General features: G+C 54.4%; 17 protein-coding genes. 8 read left to right on the top strand and 9 right to left on the bottom strand.

Annotated features, from left to right (window positions below):
- The first annotated feature begins 8 nt into the window (after nt 1-8).
- Complete coding sequence (gene rpmA, locus SYN7336_RS09135) at nt 9-284, top strand: 50S ribosomal protein L27 (RefSeq protein WP_017325637.1); 276 nt, start codon at nt 9-11, stop codon at nt 282-284.
- Between the two features lie 87 nt (nt 285-371).
- Here rpmA and SYN7336_RS09130 read toward each other — a convergent pair whose 3' ends face one another.
- Together SYN7336_RS09130 and SYN7336_RS25150 are read right to left on the bottom strand one after the other, a co-directional pair.
- Nucleotides 372-926: a carboxymuconolactone decarboxylase family protein gene (locus SYN7336_RS09130; RefSeq protein WP_017325636.1), complete on the bottom strand. Its 555-nt coding sequence runs from the start codon at nt 924-926 to the stop codon at nt 372-374.
- A gap of 343 nt (nt 927-1,269) precedes the next feature.
- On the bottom strand, nt 1,270-1,959 hold the full coding sequence (locus SYN7336_RS25150) for a DUF3120 domain-containing protein (RefSeq protein ID WP_017325635.1): 690 nt from the start codon (nt 1,957-1,959) through the stop codon (nt 1,270-1,272).
- 178 nt (nt 1,960-2,137) lie between these two features.
- Here SYN7336_RS25150 and SYN7336_RS09120 point away from each other — a divergent pair, with 178 nt between their 5' ends.
- Entirely contained in the window at nt 2,138-3,052 is a 915-nt protein-coding gene (locus SYN7336_RS09120) for an alpha/beta fold hydrolase (RefSeq protein ID WP_017325634.1), read from the top strand.
- Between the two features lie 50 nt (nt 3,053-3,102).
- Here the strand turns inward: SYN7336_RS09120 and SYN7336_RS25145 are convergent, their stop codons facing one another.
- The 3 genes from SYN7336_RS25145 to crtA all read right to left on the bottom strand — a co-directional run bounded on the left by SYN7336_RS25145 (nt 3,103) and on the right by crtA (nt 5,588).
- A complete protein-coding gene (locus tag SYN7336_RS25145) occupies nt 3,103-3,870 on the bottom strand; it encodes an HpsJ family protein (protein WP_156820090.1) in 768 nt (255 codons plus the stop codon).
- 123 nt (nt 3,871-3,993) lie between these two features.
- Nucleotides 3,994-4,704: a cyanoexosortase A system-associated protein gene (locus SYN7336_RS25140; protein ID WP_017325632.1), complete on the bottom strand. Its 711-nt coding sequence runs from the start codon at nt 4,702-4,704 to the stop codon at nt 3,994-3,996.
- A complete protein-coding gene (gene crtA, locus SYN7336_RS25135) occupies nt 4,704-5,588 on the bottom strand; it encodes a cyanoexosortase A (RefSeq protein WP_017325631.1) in 885 nt (294 codons plus the stop codon). The genes SYN7336_RS25140 and crtA overlap by 1 nt, the downstream gene beginning before the upstream one ends.
- Nucleotides 5,589-5,759: 171 nt before the next feature.
- Between crtA and rimI the strand changes: the two genes are divergently transcribed.
- Together rimI and rnz are read left to right on the top strand one after the other, a co-directional pair.
- Nucleotides 5,760-6,260, top strand: a complete 501-nt coding sequence (rimI, locus tag SYN7336_RS09100; RefSeq protein ID WP_017325630.1) for a ribosomal protein S18-alanine N-acetyltransferase — start codon at nt 5,760-5,762, stop codon at nt 6,258-6,260.
- Between the two features lie 96 nt (nt 6,261-6,356).
- Complete coding sequence (gene rnz, locus SYN7336_RS09095; RefSeq protein ID WP_017325629.1) at nt 6,357-7,325, top strand: ribonuclease Z; 969 nt, start codon at nt 6,357-6,359, stop codon at nt 7,323-7,325.
- 31 nt (nt 7,326-7,356) lie between these two features.
- On the opposite strand, the gene SYN7336_RS09090 is transcribed toward rnz, so the two are convergent.
- Nucleotides 7,357-8,007, bottom strand: a complete 651-nt coding sequence (locus tag SYN7336_RS09090) for a biotin transporter BioY (RefSeq protein WP_017325628.1) — start codon at nt 8,005-8,007, stop codon at nt 7,357-7,359.
- A 130-nt stretch (nt 8,008-8,137) separates the two neighbouring features.
- Here SYN7336_RS09090 and trmB point away from each other — a divergent pair, with 130 nt between their 5' ends.
- The 3 genes from trmB (at nt 8,138) to SYN7336_RS09075 (ending at nt 11,198) form a co-directional block, all read left to right on the top strand.
- A complete protein-coding gene (trmB, locus tag SYN7336_RS09085) occupies nt 8,138-8,869 on the top strand; it encodes a tRNA (guanosine(46)-N7)-methyltransferase TrmB (protein WP_017325627.1) in 732 nt (243 codons plus the stop codon).
- Nucleotides 8,869-10,107: an alanine racemase gene (alr, locus tag SYN7336_RS09080; RefSeq protein WP_017325626.1), complete on the top strand. Its 1,239-nt coding sequence runs from the start codon at nt 8,869-8,871 to the stop codon at nt 10,105-10,107. The genes trmB and alr overlap by 1 nt, the downstream gene beginning before the upstream one ends.
- 122 nt (nt 10,108-10,229) lie before the next feature.
- Nucleotides 10,230-11,198 (top strand): protochlorophyllide reductase, encoded by a 969-nt coding sequence (locus SYN7336_RS09075; protein ID WP_017325625.1) that lies wholly within the window; start codon nt 10,230-10,232, stop codon nt 11,196-11,198.
- A 147-nt stretch (nt 11,199-11,345) separates the two neighbouring features.
- On the opposite strand, the gene SYN7336_RS30740 is transcribed toward SYN7336_RS09075, so the two are convergent.
- Nucleotides 11,346-11,495, bottom strand: coding sequence for a hypothetical protein (locus SYN7336_RS30740; RefSeq protein WP_017325624.1), 150 nt, complete (start codon nt 11,493-11,495; stop codon nt 11,346-11,348).
- Between the two features lie 41 nt (nt 11,496-11,536).
- Between SYN7336_RS30740 and SYN7336_RS32670 the strand changes: the two genes are divergently transcribed.
- The gene (locus SYN7336_RS32670; protein ID WP_255346714.1) at nt 11,537-11,665 is read left to right on the top strand and encodes a hypothetical protein; all 129 of its coding nucleotides are present in this window, start codon (nt 11,537-11,539) and stop codon (nt 11,663-11,665) included.
- Between the two features lie 43 nt (nt 11,666-11,708).
- On the opposite strand, the gene chrA is transcribed toward SYN7336_RS32670, so the two are convergent.
- The gene (gene chrA, locus SYN7336_RS09065; protein ID WP_017325623.1) at nt 11,709-12,944 is read right to left on the bottom strand and encodes a chromate efflux transporter; all 1,236 of its coding nucleotides are present in this window, start codon (nt 12,942-12,944) and stop codon (nt 11,709-11,711) included.
- Between the two features lie 315 nt (nt 12,945-13,259).
- Nucleotides 13,260-14,612 carry an ATP-binding protein gene (locus SYN7336_RS25130; RefSeq protein ID WP_227498668.1) on the bottom strand — a complete coding sequence of 451 codons (1,353 nt, stop codon included), beginning with the start codon at nt 14,610-14,612 and terminating at the stop codon, nt 13,260-13,262.
- Nucleotides 14,613-14,663 lie beyond the last annotated feature (51 nt).

The raw sequence follows: 14,663 nt of genomic DNA, 5'->3' as shown, positions 1-14,663 counted from the left end.
ATCGAACTGTGGCACATAAAAAAGGAACGGGCAGTACTCGCAACGGTCGCGATTCTAATGCCCAGCGCTTGGGTGTCAAGCGCTATGGCGGCGAAAAAGTCATTGCGGGCAACATCATAGTGCGCCAGCGGGGAACCAAGTTTCACCCGGGTGTGAATGTGAAAAAGGGTCGCGACGACACTCTATTTGCGATCGCCGACGGCATTGTTTGCTTCGAGCGCTACGGCAAAAAGCGCCAGCGTATTAGCGTACGTCCCGCTGAAGTGGTGGCTGCGGCTGAATAGTTCGTGCTGCCCCCTGCTCCATAGGCGATGGGCTTGCCCGCAAGAGCAAGCCTTTTTTATCGGAATGCGACTGTGACAATTGCAGCACTAGTGGGGCGCTACTTCGGCAAACACCTCGTCGAGCGGAATATCCAGAGCATCGATGGTTTTGCTCCAGAAATTCATAAAGCTAATTACAGCGGTTAGTTCCACAATATCTGCATCGTCGAGGAATTCCCTCAGGCGATCGAAAAACTCATCTGTAACTACCATCGAGGGAACGGTGATGCGTTCGGCATATTCGATCGCCAGCTTCTCTAAATCGGAGAGCACCGTGCTGTTGCGCGCTTGGGCCACAGCAGCAATCTTCGCGTCGGTGGCACCGTGCTTTTTGGCCTGGAGGGTGTGGTAGGGCACGCAGTAGTGGCGGCAGCCATTGATTTGCGACACCCGAATACTGACCAACTCTTTCAGCTCTTCGGAGAGATTGGGATTGGGGGCGTGAATTGCACCGTATAGGGTCATGACTGCCCGCATCATCTGGGGCTTGTAGGCCATTGTCCGCAAGGGGTTGAGCGCGGTTCCGTAGGCTTTCTCTAGGGTGTCGTAAACTTTTTGAACTTGTTTGTCAGCGTCAGCCGCTTCAACCGGAGGAATCCTCATAGCAGACTTCGATTTACCTAAGTCACGTCAGATTGCTTAAGCACTCTACCGCGTTTTGTGACTACTCTCACCGCTAACCCTACGGGTCTAGCGGGAGCTTCTCAGACTCACGAGTGAGAGTTGCTGTTTCACAGGCATCCCAGCGGATAAGCCTCCACAGCCAGAGAGCGGTAGTCCAACCGCCCTGCGTTTAACTATCCTATCCCCCTCACCGCCAAACGCTCTGCGTTCTGGCGGGAGTACCCCGGAGGTCATGATGGCGATTCGGCAGACTCACTCATCGCTTGTCAACGCCCAGATTGGGGCGTAGCCCGACCAGTTTAGCTAAACTTGCTCGACCTAGCTAAACCCGGCTCGACCCCAAGCAGACTCCAATTGCAAAGAGTCCATCTACCAGCAAGGTAAACAGTACGGCACCGCTAAATGCCCACCAGTGCAGTTGTGCGTCTTCGCGGCGATCGCCAGCAAACCGAAGCCCCATATTGCCAACCGTCCATAAAATCGCACTCAACACAATCGCAGCGGCAATCCCCACCCCGGTCTGCATTTGCTCTAAAGCCCCCTCCAGCAAAAGCAGCGCCTCCCTTTCCGATACACCTGGCTGGAGTGCCTGCCGCCAAAAGGGCAGCAACTTCATCGTATGAATGTACAGGTCGGTGATGGCCGTACCGAACAAAGAGCCCAAAAAGAAATAATTGCCAATGCGAGCAAAGCCGCGAGCGAGGCCCCACAGCACGAATGGCAAGGCGATCGCCTCAATCGGCATATGCCAGAGTGGTTCGGCCCGCAGCCAACCCCAATACAGAGACCCCGCCAGCCAAGTCAAGGTAAATCCGTACAGCAAGCTACCCCAGTTGCGATAAGGGCGAAGCGATATTAAATGCAGGCTGACCCCTAACCAGCCCAGGGTTAACACCAAGCTCACCCAAGGGGCATAGCGGACGAGGGGGGCCTGTGCAAACACGGGCAGCGATACTAAGGCCCCCGCGCTCAGGAACATGCGCGTGCTGGTGCGCGCCCAAGGCAGGCGCACGATTGATGAAATGGGGCACGCCGAGAATAAGAAGGAGGATGACAAAAGACGGCAAAGCTCGAAAAGCTGTGAATGTAACTTAAGTTAACATAAGGAGGCTGAGAAGCTGAACCCCTACTGGGGCTGGCAATCTCGCAGTCCCTCCGTTCCCCCATTGCTAGAGAATTGGAAGCCATCTATGACCGATCCTCTCAAGCCGGCTGTTTACATTGCTGCCAATCGCGTCTGGCAGTGGCGCAGCTTCCAGTTGCCGTACTTGGCGGCGGGAGATCCGCAGGCTGAAGCGGTGGTCTTGGTGCATGGCTTCGGTGGGTGTATTGGCCACTGGCGCAATAATATTGCTCAGTTAGCCAGTCAATATCGGGTGTACGCGATCGATTTATTGGGGTTTGGAGCTGCACCCAAACCCGACCTCGACTACAGCTTCGAGCTCTGGGGGCAACAACTGGCGGATTTTTGCCAACAGGTGGTGCAGCGAACGGCTACGTTGGTGGGGAACTCGGTGGGAGCCATTGTGGTTTCGCAGACAGCGGCTGAGGAGCCGACGATTGCCCGCAGTGTTGTATTAATCAATTGCTCGTTACGATTGCTGCACGATCGCAAGCGCTCTCAATTATCGCTAGTGCAACAGATGGGTACGCCGATTGTGCAAACGTTATTGCGCTACAAACCCATCGGTCATTTCTTTTTCCGCCAGATTGCCCAGCGGCGATCGCTGCGCAATATTTTGCGCCGAGCCTATGCCCGCCCCGAAGCCGTCACCGACGAACTCTTGGATCTGCTGTTGGCCCCAGCGCGCGATCCGGGGGCAGCCGACGTATTTATTGCGTTTGTGAACTATTCTAGCGGTCCGCTCGCAGAAGAGCTGCTGCCCCAAATTCACTGCCCGGTGGCGATCGTTTGGGGCGAGGACGATCCGTGGGAACCGCTGGAGAAGGGGCGATCGCTAGCAGACTTTCCCTGCGTGCGGGAATTTAAGACGATTGCGCGGGCCGGACACTGTCCGATGGATGAAGCCTCTCAGGAGGTGAACGAGTATTTATTGCAGTGGATTGAGGGGTTAGATCGGACTGCTACAAGCGTCTCGGTCTAGGCAGTAGGGCGATCGCGGTTGTCTCCACTCTGGGCAGAACTTATCTGGCTCTAACTGTCACCTCTTTTCGCGCGTTGGGGAGATTTTCCTCTCGCAGCTTTAGCTTTTCGCTGCTGCGGCGGACGGGGTTGCTTCACCCTAGCCCAGCGGGTGAGACGCCAGCCATAGATAAATAAAACGCCAGCAATGAAAGCACTGACATTCACCTGAGCGGAACTTTCCAGCAGAGTTCGAACCTGTTGAGCCCGAGTGGAGTCCACTTGGGTCCGAATATTGGTTTCTGCCCGATCGATGTTGTTCAACAACAAGTCTCTTAACTCTTGCGGATCGTCGGTTTGGACTTGGCCCCCACGCTGTTGAGCTTGCTGGATTAAGTTCAGCAAATCTTCCGAAGAGGCTCCTTCAACTTGCTCGCGGACCTGTTCGATGCGGGTAATACCGCGATCGAGCTCGCCAGTGATTTGGTTGCGACCTTGGTTGTTGAGTTTCCAGGCGTTGCTGACACTCAACGGAACGGACAAAAAGAAGAGCGCGCCGACAACAACCAGACTCCAGGAGAGGATCCGCAAGAGCAAGGGTTCGAACTTGCGCCGGGAACTCAACTCGCCCACACACACGAGACCGACGCCCAAGAGAGGCACTACGACCCAGTCCACAATAAACTGAATGGTCTGCAGTTCCCAAGTCGGATTGGTCAGTCGAGGAGGGAACACAGCCACCGCAAAATCGACAGCCGAGAGGATGAGCAGGCCGTATCCTACAAGTCGTAGGAAATACATTGAGGGAGAAAGGGGATTGCGATCTGAAGCGGTCATCATGTCATTCGTTGTTAATGGGTCTATCCGATCTAAGAGTGTCTAGTCTATAAGTTTACACTTAACGAGGTGGAAAAGTTAACGATTTAGGTATTTATCCCATCTGAATTATAGGGATTGATGTCACTAAATATCCGTTTTGCTGGCAAATTGTTCCGATTGAGAATTTTGAAAGCGCGGCTCCCACCATTCGTGCCACTCAAACCAGGTGGATTCGAGCAGTTCAAACGCTTCTGCTCGCGAAAGGTCACTCAGGGGGAGTTCGAAGTGAACCAGTAAGCAACGGTGATCCTGTAGCGGAGCATCATCTTGTATCCAGGCTAGGATACGTCGCGGACGAATGTCGAATAGGTAGCGGTTGCGCCGGAATTGCTGGCCAGTAAACGTTGTGCCGCCATAGGGATTAATACAAGCGCTCAAGTAAGCTTGCTGGCGATAAGCGAGGAGGCCATAGTAGCCGATCCCCGAGCGGTGGCGAACCGCATAGTCGGGAACGGGAAGATTTCCCCAGACCATAGCCCGTACATCGGCATCCAAGGCAACGAGGTGGAGGGTCTCAATCGAGAGAGTCGTCTCGCCCTGACTATAAGTGTAGTTACGCCCCGCCAGAATGCCGCCGAAAGATATTTGCCCTTCGCCAGTAACTTCTGTCGTATCGATTGCGGTCCAACTGTTAAGGGACACCTCAGCAGGAATTTCGAACGTTGGAGATTCGTGACCTCGGTTGCCCGATTGCAGGCGTTCCGAGGGGTAGAATGCAACCTTCCCTAAGGCGAGCAGTAGACCGCTGCTGAGGGTTGCCAGAAAAGCAATGCGGACCGTTTGCCAGCGGGACATTAATTTTCATCCTCATTGAATTCAATGTCCGCCTCGGCTTCGAAGACAAGTTCCTCTGCGGTGTCGGGAGATTGATAAAAGTAGCAGTAGCAACCAAAACAGGCTACTCCGATGGCCGAAAAGACGAGAGAGCCGTCTCCTGTGTGCCAATAATCAAATGCAGCTATGTTGCCGGAGTTGAACAAAACACTCATGAGCACCGCCCGGATGCCATTGACAACAAATGCAATGGCCACTGCCACAATCGAAGTGAGAATTCCCTGCTGGCGATTGAGGCCGAACATAAAAGCATAGATGAGTGAAAGGCCAAACAGTTGAGCCATGATGTCCAATCCCGAGCAAGCCAGATTGACTTCCACAACTCCTCTGGGAAGGTTGAGATAAATGCCTTCGCGAACGACTTCAAAGCCAAGGTGATAGAGCACGAAATGGGTAAACTGAGCGGTATGAATGCGCATATCGACCACAGCGGGGATCGCAATTTGAGGAACCCCAATTGCTGCCAATACCGATAATTCCGGCCAGAATTGCCACAAGCCGCGAAAGTTGCAGGCTAACAGGGCGAATCCCAGTCCCAGTCCTAGCGGTGCGAGCAGGAGAACGCTGTGGCTTCCCACTGACATGCCAACAAATACGGTAAAGGTAAGCATGCTCGCGCCCATAAAACTCGCCAGCGGTCCACTTTGGAGGGGGGGTAGCTGGGCTCGATCTCGCAGTAGCACGGCCACTGCGACCCAAGAGAGCAGACTAGTTCCAAGCAAGCTGGGGCTATCTGCCTGCCACCCCAAAGCCAGATGAATTGCCGCAAGCAATAGACCGACGATCGCCAACCAAGTGAAGGGTTGTTGCAAGCGCTGTCTGAAATCAAAAGTCGTGTCTTGCACGGCGTGGCGCTCCTGAAAGTGCTCTTTTTTTGTAATTTAACATGCCTTTTAAGGGCTAAGTCTTTAAAGCTACAGGTAATTTCCGGTAAATCCATTGAGCTTATGGGGCTGCAGTGCTGCAGGAGGGCGTCGGGCTCTTTTACTCTAGATTGGGAGACTATAGCAATTTCAATGGCGGATAAGACTTATACTGACTCTTATTGTTTGGCAGCCGCGACACTCGAACATCTCGACGATTTAGTACAGCTCGATCGCCTGTGTTTTGGCGGCCAATGGACGCGAGCGGGTTTTGCAGCAGAATTAGCCCGACCCCCTCGCGATCCCGATCGCCCCGATCGCCCCAGCTCGCTCGTATTGGGAGCGTGGACAACAGAGAAGGAATGCCGTCCGATTGGGTTTGCGGCCTTGTGGGCAATGGGGTCCGAAGCTCATATTATCAGCCTAGGAGTGCATCCCGATTATCGCCGCCAGGGCGTTGGACGTCAGTTAATTGAGACACTACTGCAGCAGGCGATCGCGCTGGGATTGGAATGGGCCACATTGGAGGTACGCGAGTCGAATCGAGCTGCTCTCGACCTTTACGACAGCCTCGATTTCGAGCAAGTGGGTCGGCGCAAGCGATATTACGACAATCCGACAGAGGATGCACTCATTTTGTGGAAGCGGCTTTAGCCGAATCCACGTCCCCCTCGCTCCCGCAAAAAATACTGGCAGGAAGCCGCTGCGACTCGACTAGGATTGAAAGACAGTTTTGAGAGTTGCGGCAGGATGGGCGATCGCGATGCAACAGCTTTGCGGGTTACGTTTTTGGGAACCAGTTCGGGAGTGCCCACTCGGATTCGCAATGTATCTGGAATTGCCCTGCAGTTACCGCAGCGATCGCAGATGTGGCTGTTGGACTGCGGCGAGGCAACGCAACATCAAATCTTGCGCCATCCAGACCTAAATTTCAATCAGATCCGCCGGATTTTTATCACCCACATGCATGGCGACCACATCTATGGATTGCCGGGGCTCTTGTCCACCTTGGGTATGAGCAACATGCCCGATCGGGTTGATATCTACGGCCCCCCCGGTCTGCAGTCTTATCTCGATGGAGTGCTGCGCTGGAGTGAGAGTCGAATTAACTATCCCTTCACCGTCCACGCGGTGGAGACGGGCTTGATTTTGGAGGAACAGGAGTATTTAGTGTATTGTGCTCCCTTGGACCATCGGGTGCAGGCGTTTGGCTATCGGATTGTGGAGCGCGATCGCCTCGGGACGTTTAACGTTGCCAAAGCAAGAGCGGACGATATTCCGCCCGGTCCCGTCTATGCCCGCCTGAAGGCAGGGGAAACGGTGAAGTTACCTGACGGTCGGACGATCGAAGGCAAAAACTATGTGGGTGCGCCACAGCCGGGACGCAAGTTGACTTACTGTACGGACACAATTTTTTGCCACAATGCGATCGATTTGGCCAGAGCTGCCGATTTACTGATTCACGAGGCCACCTTTGCCGAGGCAGATTTGCATTTAGCCAAGCGAGCCAAGCATTCCACAGCAGCAATGGCAGCCCAGGTGGCATTGGAAGCCAAGGTGGATACGTTAATGCTGACTCACTTTAGCCCTCGATACGGTGCGGAGGGGCCGATCTCGCTGGAAGACTTGCAGGCGGAAGCACAGGCGATTTTTCCTAAAACGGTCATGGCTCGCGATCGCCTCACCTACGAAATTCCCCGCCGCACAGCCGCACAATAGATGGGACGGGTACAGCGAAGTCGAGAATTCATCAAAGAAACATCACTAGTCTCAAGGTCGTAGCCGCGATCGCCACCGCGACTAGCACCAAAAGCTGACCGACCCACATATAGCCGGAATATTGCACGAGCATGGCTCCCAGTCTATCGGTGGACTGCACGATCAGATAGGAAATCCCTGTGATGTGGACGGCCACGAGCCCCATAAGACCGGCCACGAATAACTCCCTCAGGCCGGTTTTGGGCGGACCCGGCTTGCTTGGGCCCGAGAGACTGCCGTGTAAGTGGGTGACGCGATCGCCTCCGTGCGATTGATGGCGATCGCAGTCCAGCAAACTGCCACACACCCAAGCCCCCGGCACGAAGCCGAGTAAATAACCAAAGGCGGGTTCTTGCACGTAAGCTGCGCCCCCTCCCCCCGAAAACACGTTGTAACCGAGTAAACCGAGACTGACATAAGCCAATTGAGAGAGCAGAGCTGCCCGCGGTCCTCCTAAAAATGCCGTCAGCAAAAAACCTGCCACCTGGAACGAAAACGTATAGCCCGCCAGTTGAAACGGCCCGATCCCGATCGCCCAATCCCTCGGCAGCGACACCTGCAGCAAAGTACCTGCCACCGTCAGCAGCAGTCCGAGGGCTGTCCAAAGCAATTCATAGGGATTGGGAAGGAGCGATTGCCTCACCGGTTGATGGCAGGAAACAACGTGCTGAATCAAAGGCAGAAAGAGGGAACGTCGCTCAAAATACCATACAGAAAGTGAACGGCATTTTCTATGCTGGACGGGTACTGTGGGAGAAAGAGTGAGTTTGGGAATGTCTGAAAGCTTGGGGCGATCGGCGATCGCGCCTCCATCCAATAGTGCCGCACTGGGCTCGAACCGGCCAGCGGCGATCGACTGGCCCCTCAAAGGCTCCGCGCCCCTGCGGGTACGCAACCATGTCAATCCCCTCAACATTCAATACCAAACCCCCGCCGCACCGCCCCATTGGGAACGGGACTACGCCAGACTCGATCGCCCCTTTCACCTCGATATCGGCACCGGCAGCGGTCGATTTCTTTTGACTGCAGCTCGATATAACCCCGATTGGAATTTCCTGGGGGTGGAAATTCGTCGTCCGCTAGTGGAACGAGCCAATGCCTGGGTGCAAGATTTGGGCTTAGATAACCTTCACTTTCTCGCCTGCAATATCAACGTCACCCTGCCCCACCTGTTTGCCCCCGAGGATCTGGCGCGCGTCAGCATTCAGTTTCCCGACCCGTGGTTTAAGAGTCGCCACCACAAGCGTCGTGTCGTACAACCACAATTGGTGAACCAATTGGCTTGCCTGCTCCAGCCTGGAGGGACTGTGTTTTTGCAATCGGACATTGAAGCCGTAGCTGTGGAAATGGAAGCCCGCTTCGCCGACCATCCTGCCTTCGAAAATACCCACGGGCCTCATGTCTGCCTCGATTGCAACCCTTGGGGAATTTCCAGCTTCCGCGAGCAATCCTGTCTGGCTAAAGGGTTACCGATCTATCGTTACGAGTTGGAGCGCAGGCGCTAATGGTGCAGCCGTCTCCCTCCATACGCCCCCTAGCGGTCCTACCCCATCCACCGACTTGGGTGTCGGCAGGAGCTGAGATTGACGATGCCATTGCTATGCAGCGGGCTTGGGTCGAAATCGATTTGGGGGCGCTGCGCCACAATATTCGAGCCTTGATGGGTATTTTGCAGCCAGAGACTGAGTTGTGGGCGGTGGTGAAGGCAAATGCCTACGGACATGGGGCCATACCGGTGGCCCAAGCGGCGATCGCGGCGGGGGCGGCGGGGTTATGTGCAGCCACGCTGCACGAGGGGTTGGAACTGCGGCAGGCGGGCATTTCAGCTCCAGTCTTACTGCTGGGGGCATTGCGGACAGCGGCTGAACTGCGGGGGGCGATGGAGGCTCAGTTAGAGCTGACGATTACCGATCCAGAGCAAATTGAGCTGTGTCAGCGGGTGGCTGCTGAAAGGGGCTGCAGTGTGCCCGTGCATCTCAAGGTGGATACGGGCATGTCGCGGTTGGGGGTTGCCTATCGCGAAGCTGCCGACCATTGGCGATCGCTCGTGCAGGCTCCTTTACTGATTCCTCGCAGCCTCTATTCCCATTTCGCTACTGCAGACGAGCCCGATTGCCCGACCGCCGACCTGCAGCATCGGCGCTTCGAGCAGGTGATTCAGGGGTTAAGAGCCCGCAAATTGCCGATTCCGCCCCTGCACATGGCCAACTCGGCGGCCACCTTGGCCAATCCTGACTGGCACTACCAGCGGGTGAGGGTGGGGCTGGCCTTGTATGGTGTCTCTCCAGCGGAGTTTGTGGACGATCGCGTTCAACTCCGTCCCGTTTTGAGTTTGAAGGCGCGGGTGGTGCATCTCAAGCAGGTGCCAGCGGGGACGGGGGTGAGTTACGGGCACCGATATGTGACGGAACAGCCAACTCGCATTGCGACGGTGGCGATTGGCTATGCCGATGGCGTCCCTCGCCGTTTGTCCGGTCAGTTGCGAGGGGTTGTGCGGGGACAGCGGTTGCAGCAGGTGGGCAATGTCACAATGGATCAAACCATGTGGGTCATTCCGTCTGAGGCCGACGTGCGAGTGGGAGACGTGGTGGATTTATTGGGTGGGGAGTGGGACGCTCGGCGATGGGCTGAGGCACTGGGAACGATCCCCTACGAAGTTCTTTGTGGCTTATCAGCCCGCTTGCCCCGCCGCATCCTCGCGGCTGGAGCGATCTCCAGAGATAATTCGTCGCCCCAAAGCTAGTGCGATCGATTGACGGCAACCGTCTTGGAAAGGGCTGCTTAAGGTTTATGTCGTAGCAGCGTTCTCGCCAATAGTTATGCGATCCTGAAGAGCATTAACGATGAATAAAGTTTTAAGTAGCAATGGATCGACAGCAGAAATCAACGGTCGTCATTACGGGAGCCTCTTCGGGGGTCGGCTTGCAGGGCGCGCGCGCGCTTGCAGAGCGGGGTTGGTACGTGGTGATGGCCTGCCGCAATTTAGAAAAGGCAGAACGGGCTGCTCAGTCAATGGGCATGGCCAAAGAGAGCTATGAGGTTATGCATCTCGACTTAGCTTCTTTAAAGAGTGTTCGACAGTTTGTTGACACTTTCCACAACAGCGGTCTGCCTCTGGATGCACTAGTCTGCAATGCAGCGGTTTACTTTCCCCTAGAGAAGGAACCCCTGCGCAGCGAAGACGGTTACGAGTTGAGCGTTGCCACCAACCACTTGGGGCATTTTCTCCTGTGTAACCTGATGCTGGAGGACTTGAAGCAATCGCAGATCGAGCAGCCGAGGCTAGTCATTGTCGGCACCGTCACGGCCAATCCGAAAGAATTAGGAGGTCAAATTCCGATTCCCGCTCCCCCCAATTTGGGGGATTTAAAAGGATTCGAGCAGGGATTCAAGGCTCCCATCTCTACGATCGACGGAGAAAAGTTTAAGTCCGGCAAGGCGTACAAAGATAGCAAGCTGTGTAACGTGCTAACAATGCGGGAACTGCATCGCCGCTACCACTACAAGACTGGGATTGTGTTTAGCTCCTTTTATCCCGGTTGTGTGGCCGATACGCCCTTATTCCGCAATCACTTTGCCTTATTTCGCGCCATCTTCCCCTGGTTCCAAAAAAATATTACGGGGGGATACGTGTCGCAGGAGCTGGCAGGCGATCGCCTTGCGATGGTGGTGGCCGATCCCGCCTGCAAGCAGTCTGGAGCCTATTACAGTTGGGGCAACCGCCAGCAAGAAGATCGCGAAGTCTTCGTGCAGGAGGTTTCAGACGAAGCTCTGGATGCCAACAAAGGCAAACGCCTGTGGGAGTTGAGTGAAAAGTTAGTCGGATTGGCCTAGCGATCTGGAGGCCGGGGCAATGCTGAGATAGCTAAGAGCAAAAGTCTCCCCCGATGTAGCATCGGGGGAGACCGCGAGAATTCGCAAACAGGGCTGAGGCTCGGGCCGAGGGGCAGCTCGCCTCAAAGACCCATTCGGGCAATTAGCTTACACCTCGACTGGCCAGCGATCCTCTGCGAAGTCCTCAGTGCGTCGGGCTTCGTAGGCAATTTCCGCCAAGATTTGAACGGGCTCCCACGGATCGTCGTACTGGCTAGCCAGTTCAATCAGTTTTGCGGTCAGTTCTGCTTTCGTCATGGTTGACAGCTCCGGTTAGTTTGAGTTGCGAGAAAATGCGAATGCCAGAGAGTTCAAATGCTAGAGAGTTGCGGCTAGAGATGGCGAGGAAGCAACAGTGCCGTGAATTCAATCACACCGCTGAATGTCTGCGATCGCAGGTTACCCTGCTGCGCTATCGGCAAAATTAGACACATTAAGAATTGTAAAACACTTTGTGCTGAATGGCGACTGTCAGGGGACAACTGCGCTAGCCAAAAGGCCCAAGCTCGCACCTGCAGGCACCAACTGCCAGGTCGGCAGCTTGAAGCGAATCGAGGCAACGATCGCCACGAGTCCGATACCGGCGGCGATCGCCGATAAGAGAGTGCTCTCTCGAACGAGTGCCGTGCGGGCGATCGGAATGGCAGCAGCGGCGATCGCCCCTAATACAGCGGGGGTTACCCCTTGCAAGAAGGCTCGAATCCACAGATTGCGGCGCAGGCGGACCAGTAGGGGGGCTGCCAGCATGATGAAGGCGAAGGAGGGGGTAAAAATAGCGATCGCGGCCACCAGCGCTCCGATCGCGCCTGCCACCTTGTAGCCCACAAACGCAGCTGTGAGGACTACGGGACCGGGGGAGAGTTGTCCGATCGCAACGCCATTAATAAATTCGGTGGGGGTCAGCCAATGGAGTTGTTCCACCACCTCGAATTCCAGCAGCGGAATAATCACTAAGCCACCGCCAAAAATAAAGCTGCCAGTTTTGAGAAAAAAGAGGGTGAGGGGTAAGAAAAACTCGCCAATGCGTTCTAGCCCCCAAAAGCTAGAGAGGGTCAGGGTTTCAGTTGGGAGATTGCCGAGCAAGAGAGGCAGGGGAGGTACGAGCCAGCTTTTGAGGGATGTCGGGTTATTCCCCGTCGGAGCTTGGGGGCGAAAGTACCAGAGGCCCACGAGACCGCCAGCGACGAATTGAATCAGGACGTTTGTGGATGTCAAAACTGTGGTGAAGAAGACGGCGATGGCGATGGCCATCGCCATCCAGGTGCGAATTGCTTTCTTGCCCAACTTCCAACAAAACGCCAGCACGATTGCAGTTACGACAGGAGAAACTCCCAAAAAGATCGCATCTACCTGCGGCAGCTCTTGAAATTGGAAATATCCCCACGACAGCGCCACCACAATTGCAAATGCAGGACCGATAAAACTGATTCCGGCGACCATCGCCCCCAACTGTCCTGCCCGCACGTAGCCCGTGTAGATGCCCATTTGAGTCGAGGCTGGCCCAGGCAACATCTCGCATACCGCCAGCCCTTCTGCAAACTCCTCTGGGCTCAGCCATTGGCGTCTGACTACTGCTTCGTCATTCATCATGGCGATGTGGGCTTGGGGGCCGCCAAAGCCAATAGTGCCGAGTTTGAGAAAGAGGCGAGCCAGTTCCCCCAGAGGATTAATCGTAGAGGTTTTGGGCTCAGAGGGTTGAGGGGCCATAGTCTTATTGCAGAGACGCTCCATCCTTCATGGTGATGACAAATAAATTCTCGTCAAGCAGCGATAAACGGCGGGCTAGTTGGCTCGGCGAGCTCTCGATGCTGTCTTAAATTACGGGTCGTGCAAGCAGCCTAGCCTTGGGTGGCGATGCTTCTTTTACCATCCGAGGGTTCAATGGCCTATCCGCGCGATCGAGCTTTGAGGTGACAGGATATCGACTGGGGGAAGTGATGTGGAACTTGGCGCGATCGCGACAGTATTCGATACTATTCGAGTAGGTATTTCCAGCCATTCAGAACACCGAGTCAGGAAACCCTATATCACTCTCAATTCCTGAGTGAGAAGATCGTTGGTCTGAGGTTGAGTGAGCATATTTTTTCTGAGCCGACTCGGCAACCTTAATGTGAAACGGGTTTCCCCATCGAGACTCATAACCTGGATGGTTCCACCTAAATGCTCTGCCAGTCGTTTGACGAGTGCCAAGCCCAACCCCGTGCCACCCTGTTTCCAGCGATCGGTATCTGGGACTCGATAAAATTTATCAAAAAGCTTGGGTATTGCCTCTGCAGGAATCTCAGCTCCTGAATTAATCGCACTTAATAGAATCTCGTCACCAAGCGTAGAGCTGGCAGCCAAAGTAATATCTCCATGGGGTGGAGTGTACTTGCAAGCGTTGTTGAGCAATTCAGTCAAAATACGCTCTAGGCTCGATGCCTCAGAAGCGATCGCAGGCAAGTTCGAGGCAATATCGAGGTGAAAGTTTTGCTGCCGCTTGCGAGCTCGCATTTGAAAAGGCACGGTAAGTCGAGGCAGCCAATCTTGCAATGAAATCAGTTCTGTTTGGAGAGGGCGAGCGCTGAATTCGAACTGCTGTAATTCGAGCAAGTCTTCAATCAGCTTGCGTTCCCTTTGACATTCCTCATACGAGATCCGCAGATAGCGCGCTGTAGAGTTTTCTGAAACTGATTGGGGATCGTAGGATTTTGAGACTACCTCTTCTAGATCGAGGCTAGTTGCCAACATTGTCAGAGCCATCCGTAGATTGGTGATGGGACTGCGCAGCTCGTGAGAAACAGTACTGAGGAAATCATCTTTCAATCGATTGAGTTCTTCCAATTGTTCGAGTTTGGTTTGCACTTCTCGAAACAGGCGAGCTTGTCGAACAGCGGTGGCACACTGATAAGCCACTTGTCTGACCAGACTGATATCCCTATCTGTAAAGGTGTAGTTTGGATGGTTGACTAGCCACAGATCGCCCAAGACCCCTTGCTCGTCGATAATCGGGCAAGCTAACATGGCCACCCGTCCCCGAATGGGGTGGGGCAAGAGAGAACAAAACTGGAAATGCTGCCCCCGAATTAAATGTTGATAGAGTTCTGGGAAATCCTCCATCCAAGCAATTCGTCGAGTTGCCATCTCGAGGGTAGAATACTCATAGAAAATGGTAGAAGTTCTCTTCTCAAAGTCAAATAGAGAGGCATTGCAGCACTTGATTCCCAATCCGATCGCCAACTCATCGACAGCCGTCTTCAAAATTTGATTTTCATCGAGACTATCGCGAACTTTCCCGACAATCTTTTTGAGTTTTTTCTCAAAACTAAATGCTGCTTTCAGCAGATACGTGCGTTTTTTTAATTGTCGATCGAGTCGACCGACCAGTTGGTCCATCTGTGGACATTCGAAAATATTTAAGACTTCCGAAAAACAAGCTTTTGCACT

This window comes from Synechococcus sp. PCC 7336, from assembly GCF_000332275.1.
Lineage (GTDB): Bacteria > Cyanobacteriota > Cyanobacteriia > Thermostichales > PCC-7336 > PCC-7336.
The sequence above is the reverse complement of the archived record's forward strand: the minus strand, read 5'-3'. Positions and strand labels throughout refer to the sequence as shown.

Bases quoted from the DNA above. Each gene is read 5' to 3' on its own strand.
- SYN7336_RS09130 (WP_017325636.1), bottom strand. From the start codon at position 926: ATGAGGATTCCTCCGGTTGAAGCGGCTGACGCTGACAAACAAGTTCAA.
- SYN7336_RS09120 (WP_017325634.1), top strand. From the start codon at position 2,138: ATGACCGATCCTCTCAAGCCGGCTGTTTACATTGCTGCCAATCGCGTC.
- SYN7336_RS25145 (WP_156820090.1), bottom strand. From the start codon at position 3,870: ATGATGACCGCTTCAGATCGCAATCCCCTTTCTCCCTCAATGTATTTC.
- SYN7336_RS25140 (WP_017325632.1), bottom strand. From the start codon at position 4,704: ATGTCCCGCTGGCAAACGGTCCGCATTGCTTTTCTGGCAACCCTCAGC.
- rimI (WP_017325630.1), top strand. From the start codon at position 5,760: ATGGCGGATAAGACTTATACTGACTCTTATTGTTTGGCAGCCGCGACA.
- rnz (WP_017325629.1), top strand. From the start codon at position 6,357: ATGGGCGATCGCGATGCAACAGCTTTGCGGGTTACGTTTTTGGGAACC.
- trmB (WP_017325627.1), top strand. From the start codon at position 8,138: ATGTCTGAAAGCTTGGGGCGATCGGCGATCGCGCCTCCATCCAATAGT.
- alr (WP_017325626.1), top strand. From the start codon at position 8,869: ATGGTGCAGCCGTCTCCCTCCATACGCCCCCTAGCGGTCCTACCCCAT.
- SYN7336_RS09075 (WP_017325625.1), top strand. From the start codon at position 10,230: ATGGATCGACAGCAGAAATCAACGGTCGTCATTACGGGAGCCTCTTCG.
- SYN7336_RS30740 (WP_017325624.1), bottom strand. From the start codon at position 11,495: ATGACGAAAGCAGAACTGACCGCAAAACTGATTGAACTGGCTAGCCAG.
- SYN7336_RS32670 (WP_255346714.1), top strand. From the start codon at position 11,537: ATGCCAGAGAGTTCAAATGCTAGAGAGTTGCGGCTAGAGATGGCGAGG.
- chrA (WP_017325623.1), bottom strand. From the start codon at position 12,944: ATGGCCCCTCAACCCTCTGAGCCCAAAACCTCTACGATTAATCCTCTG.
- SYN7336_RS25130 (WP_227498668.1), bottom strand. From the start codon at position 14,612: ATGGACCAACTGGTCGGTCGACTCGATCGACAATTAAAAAAACGCACG.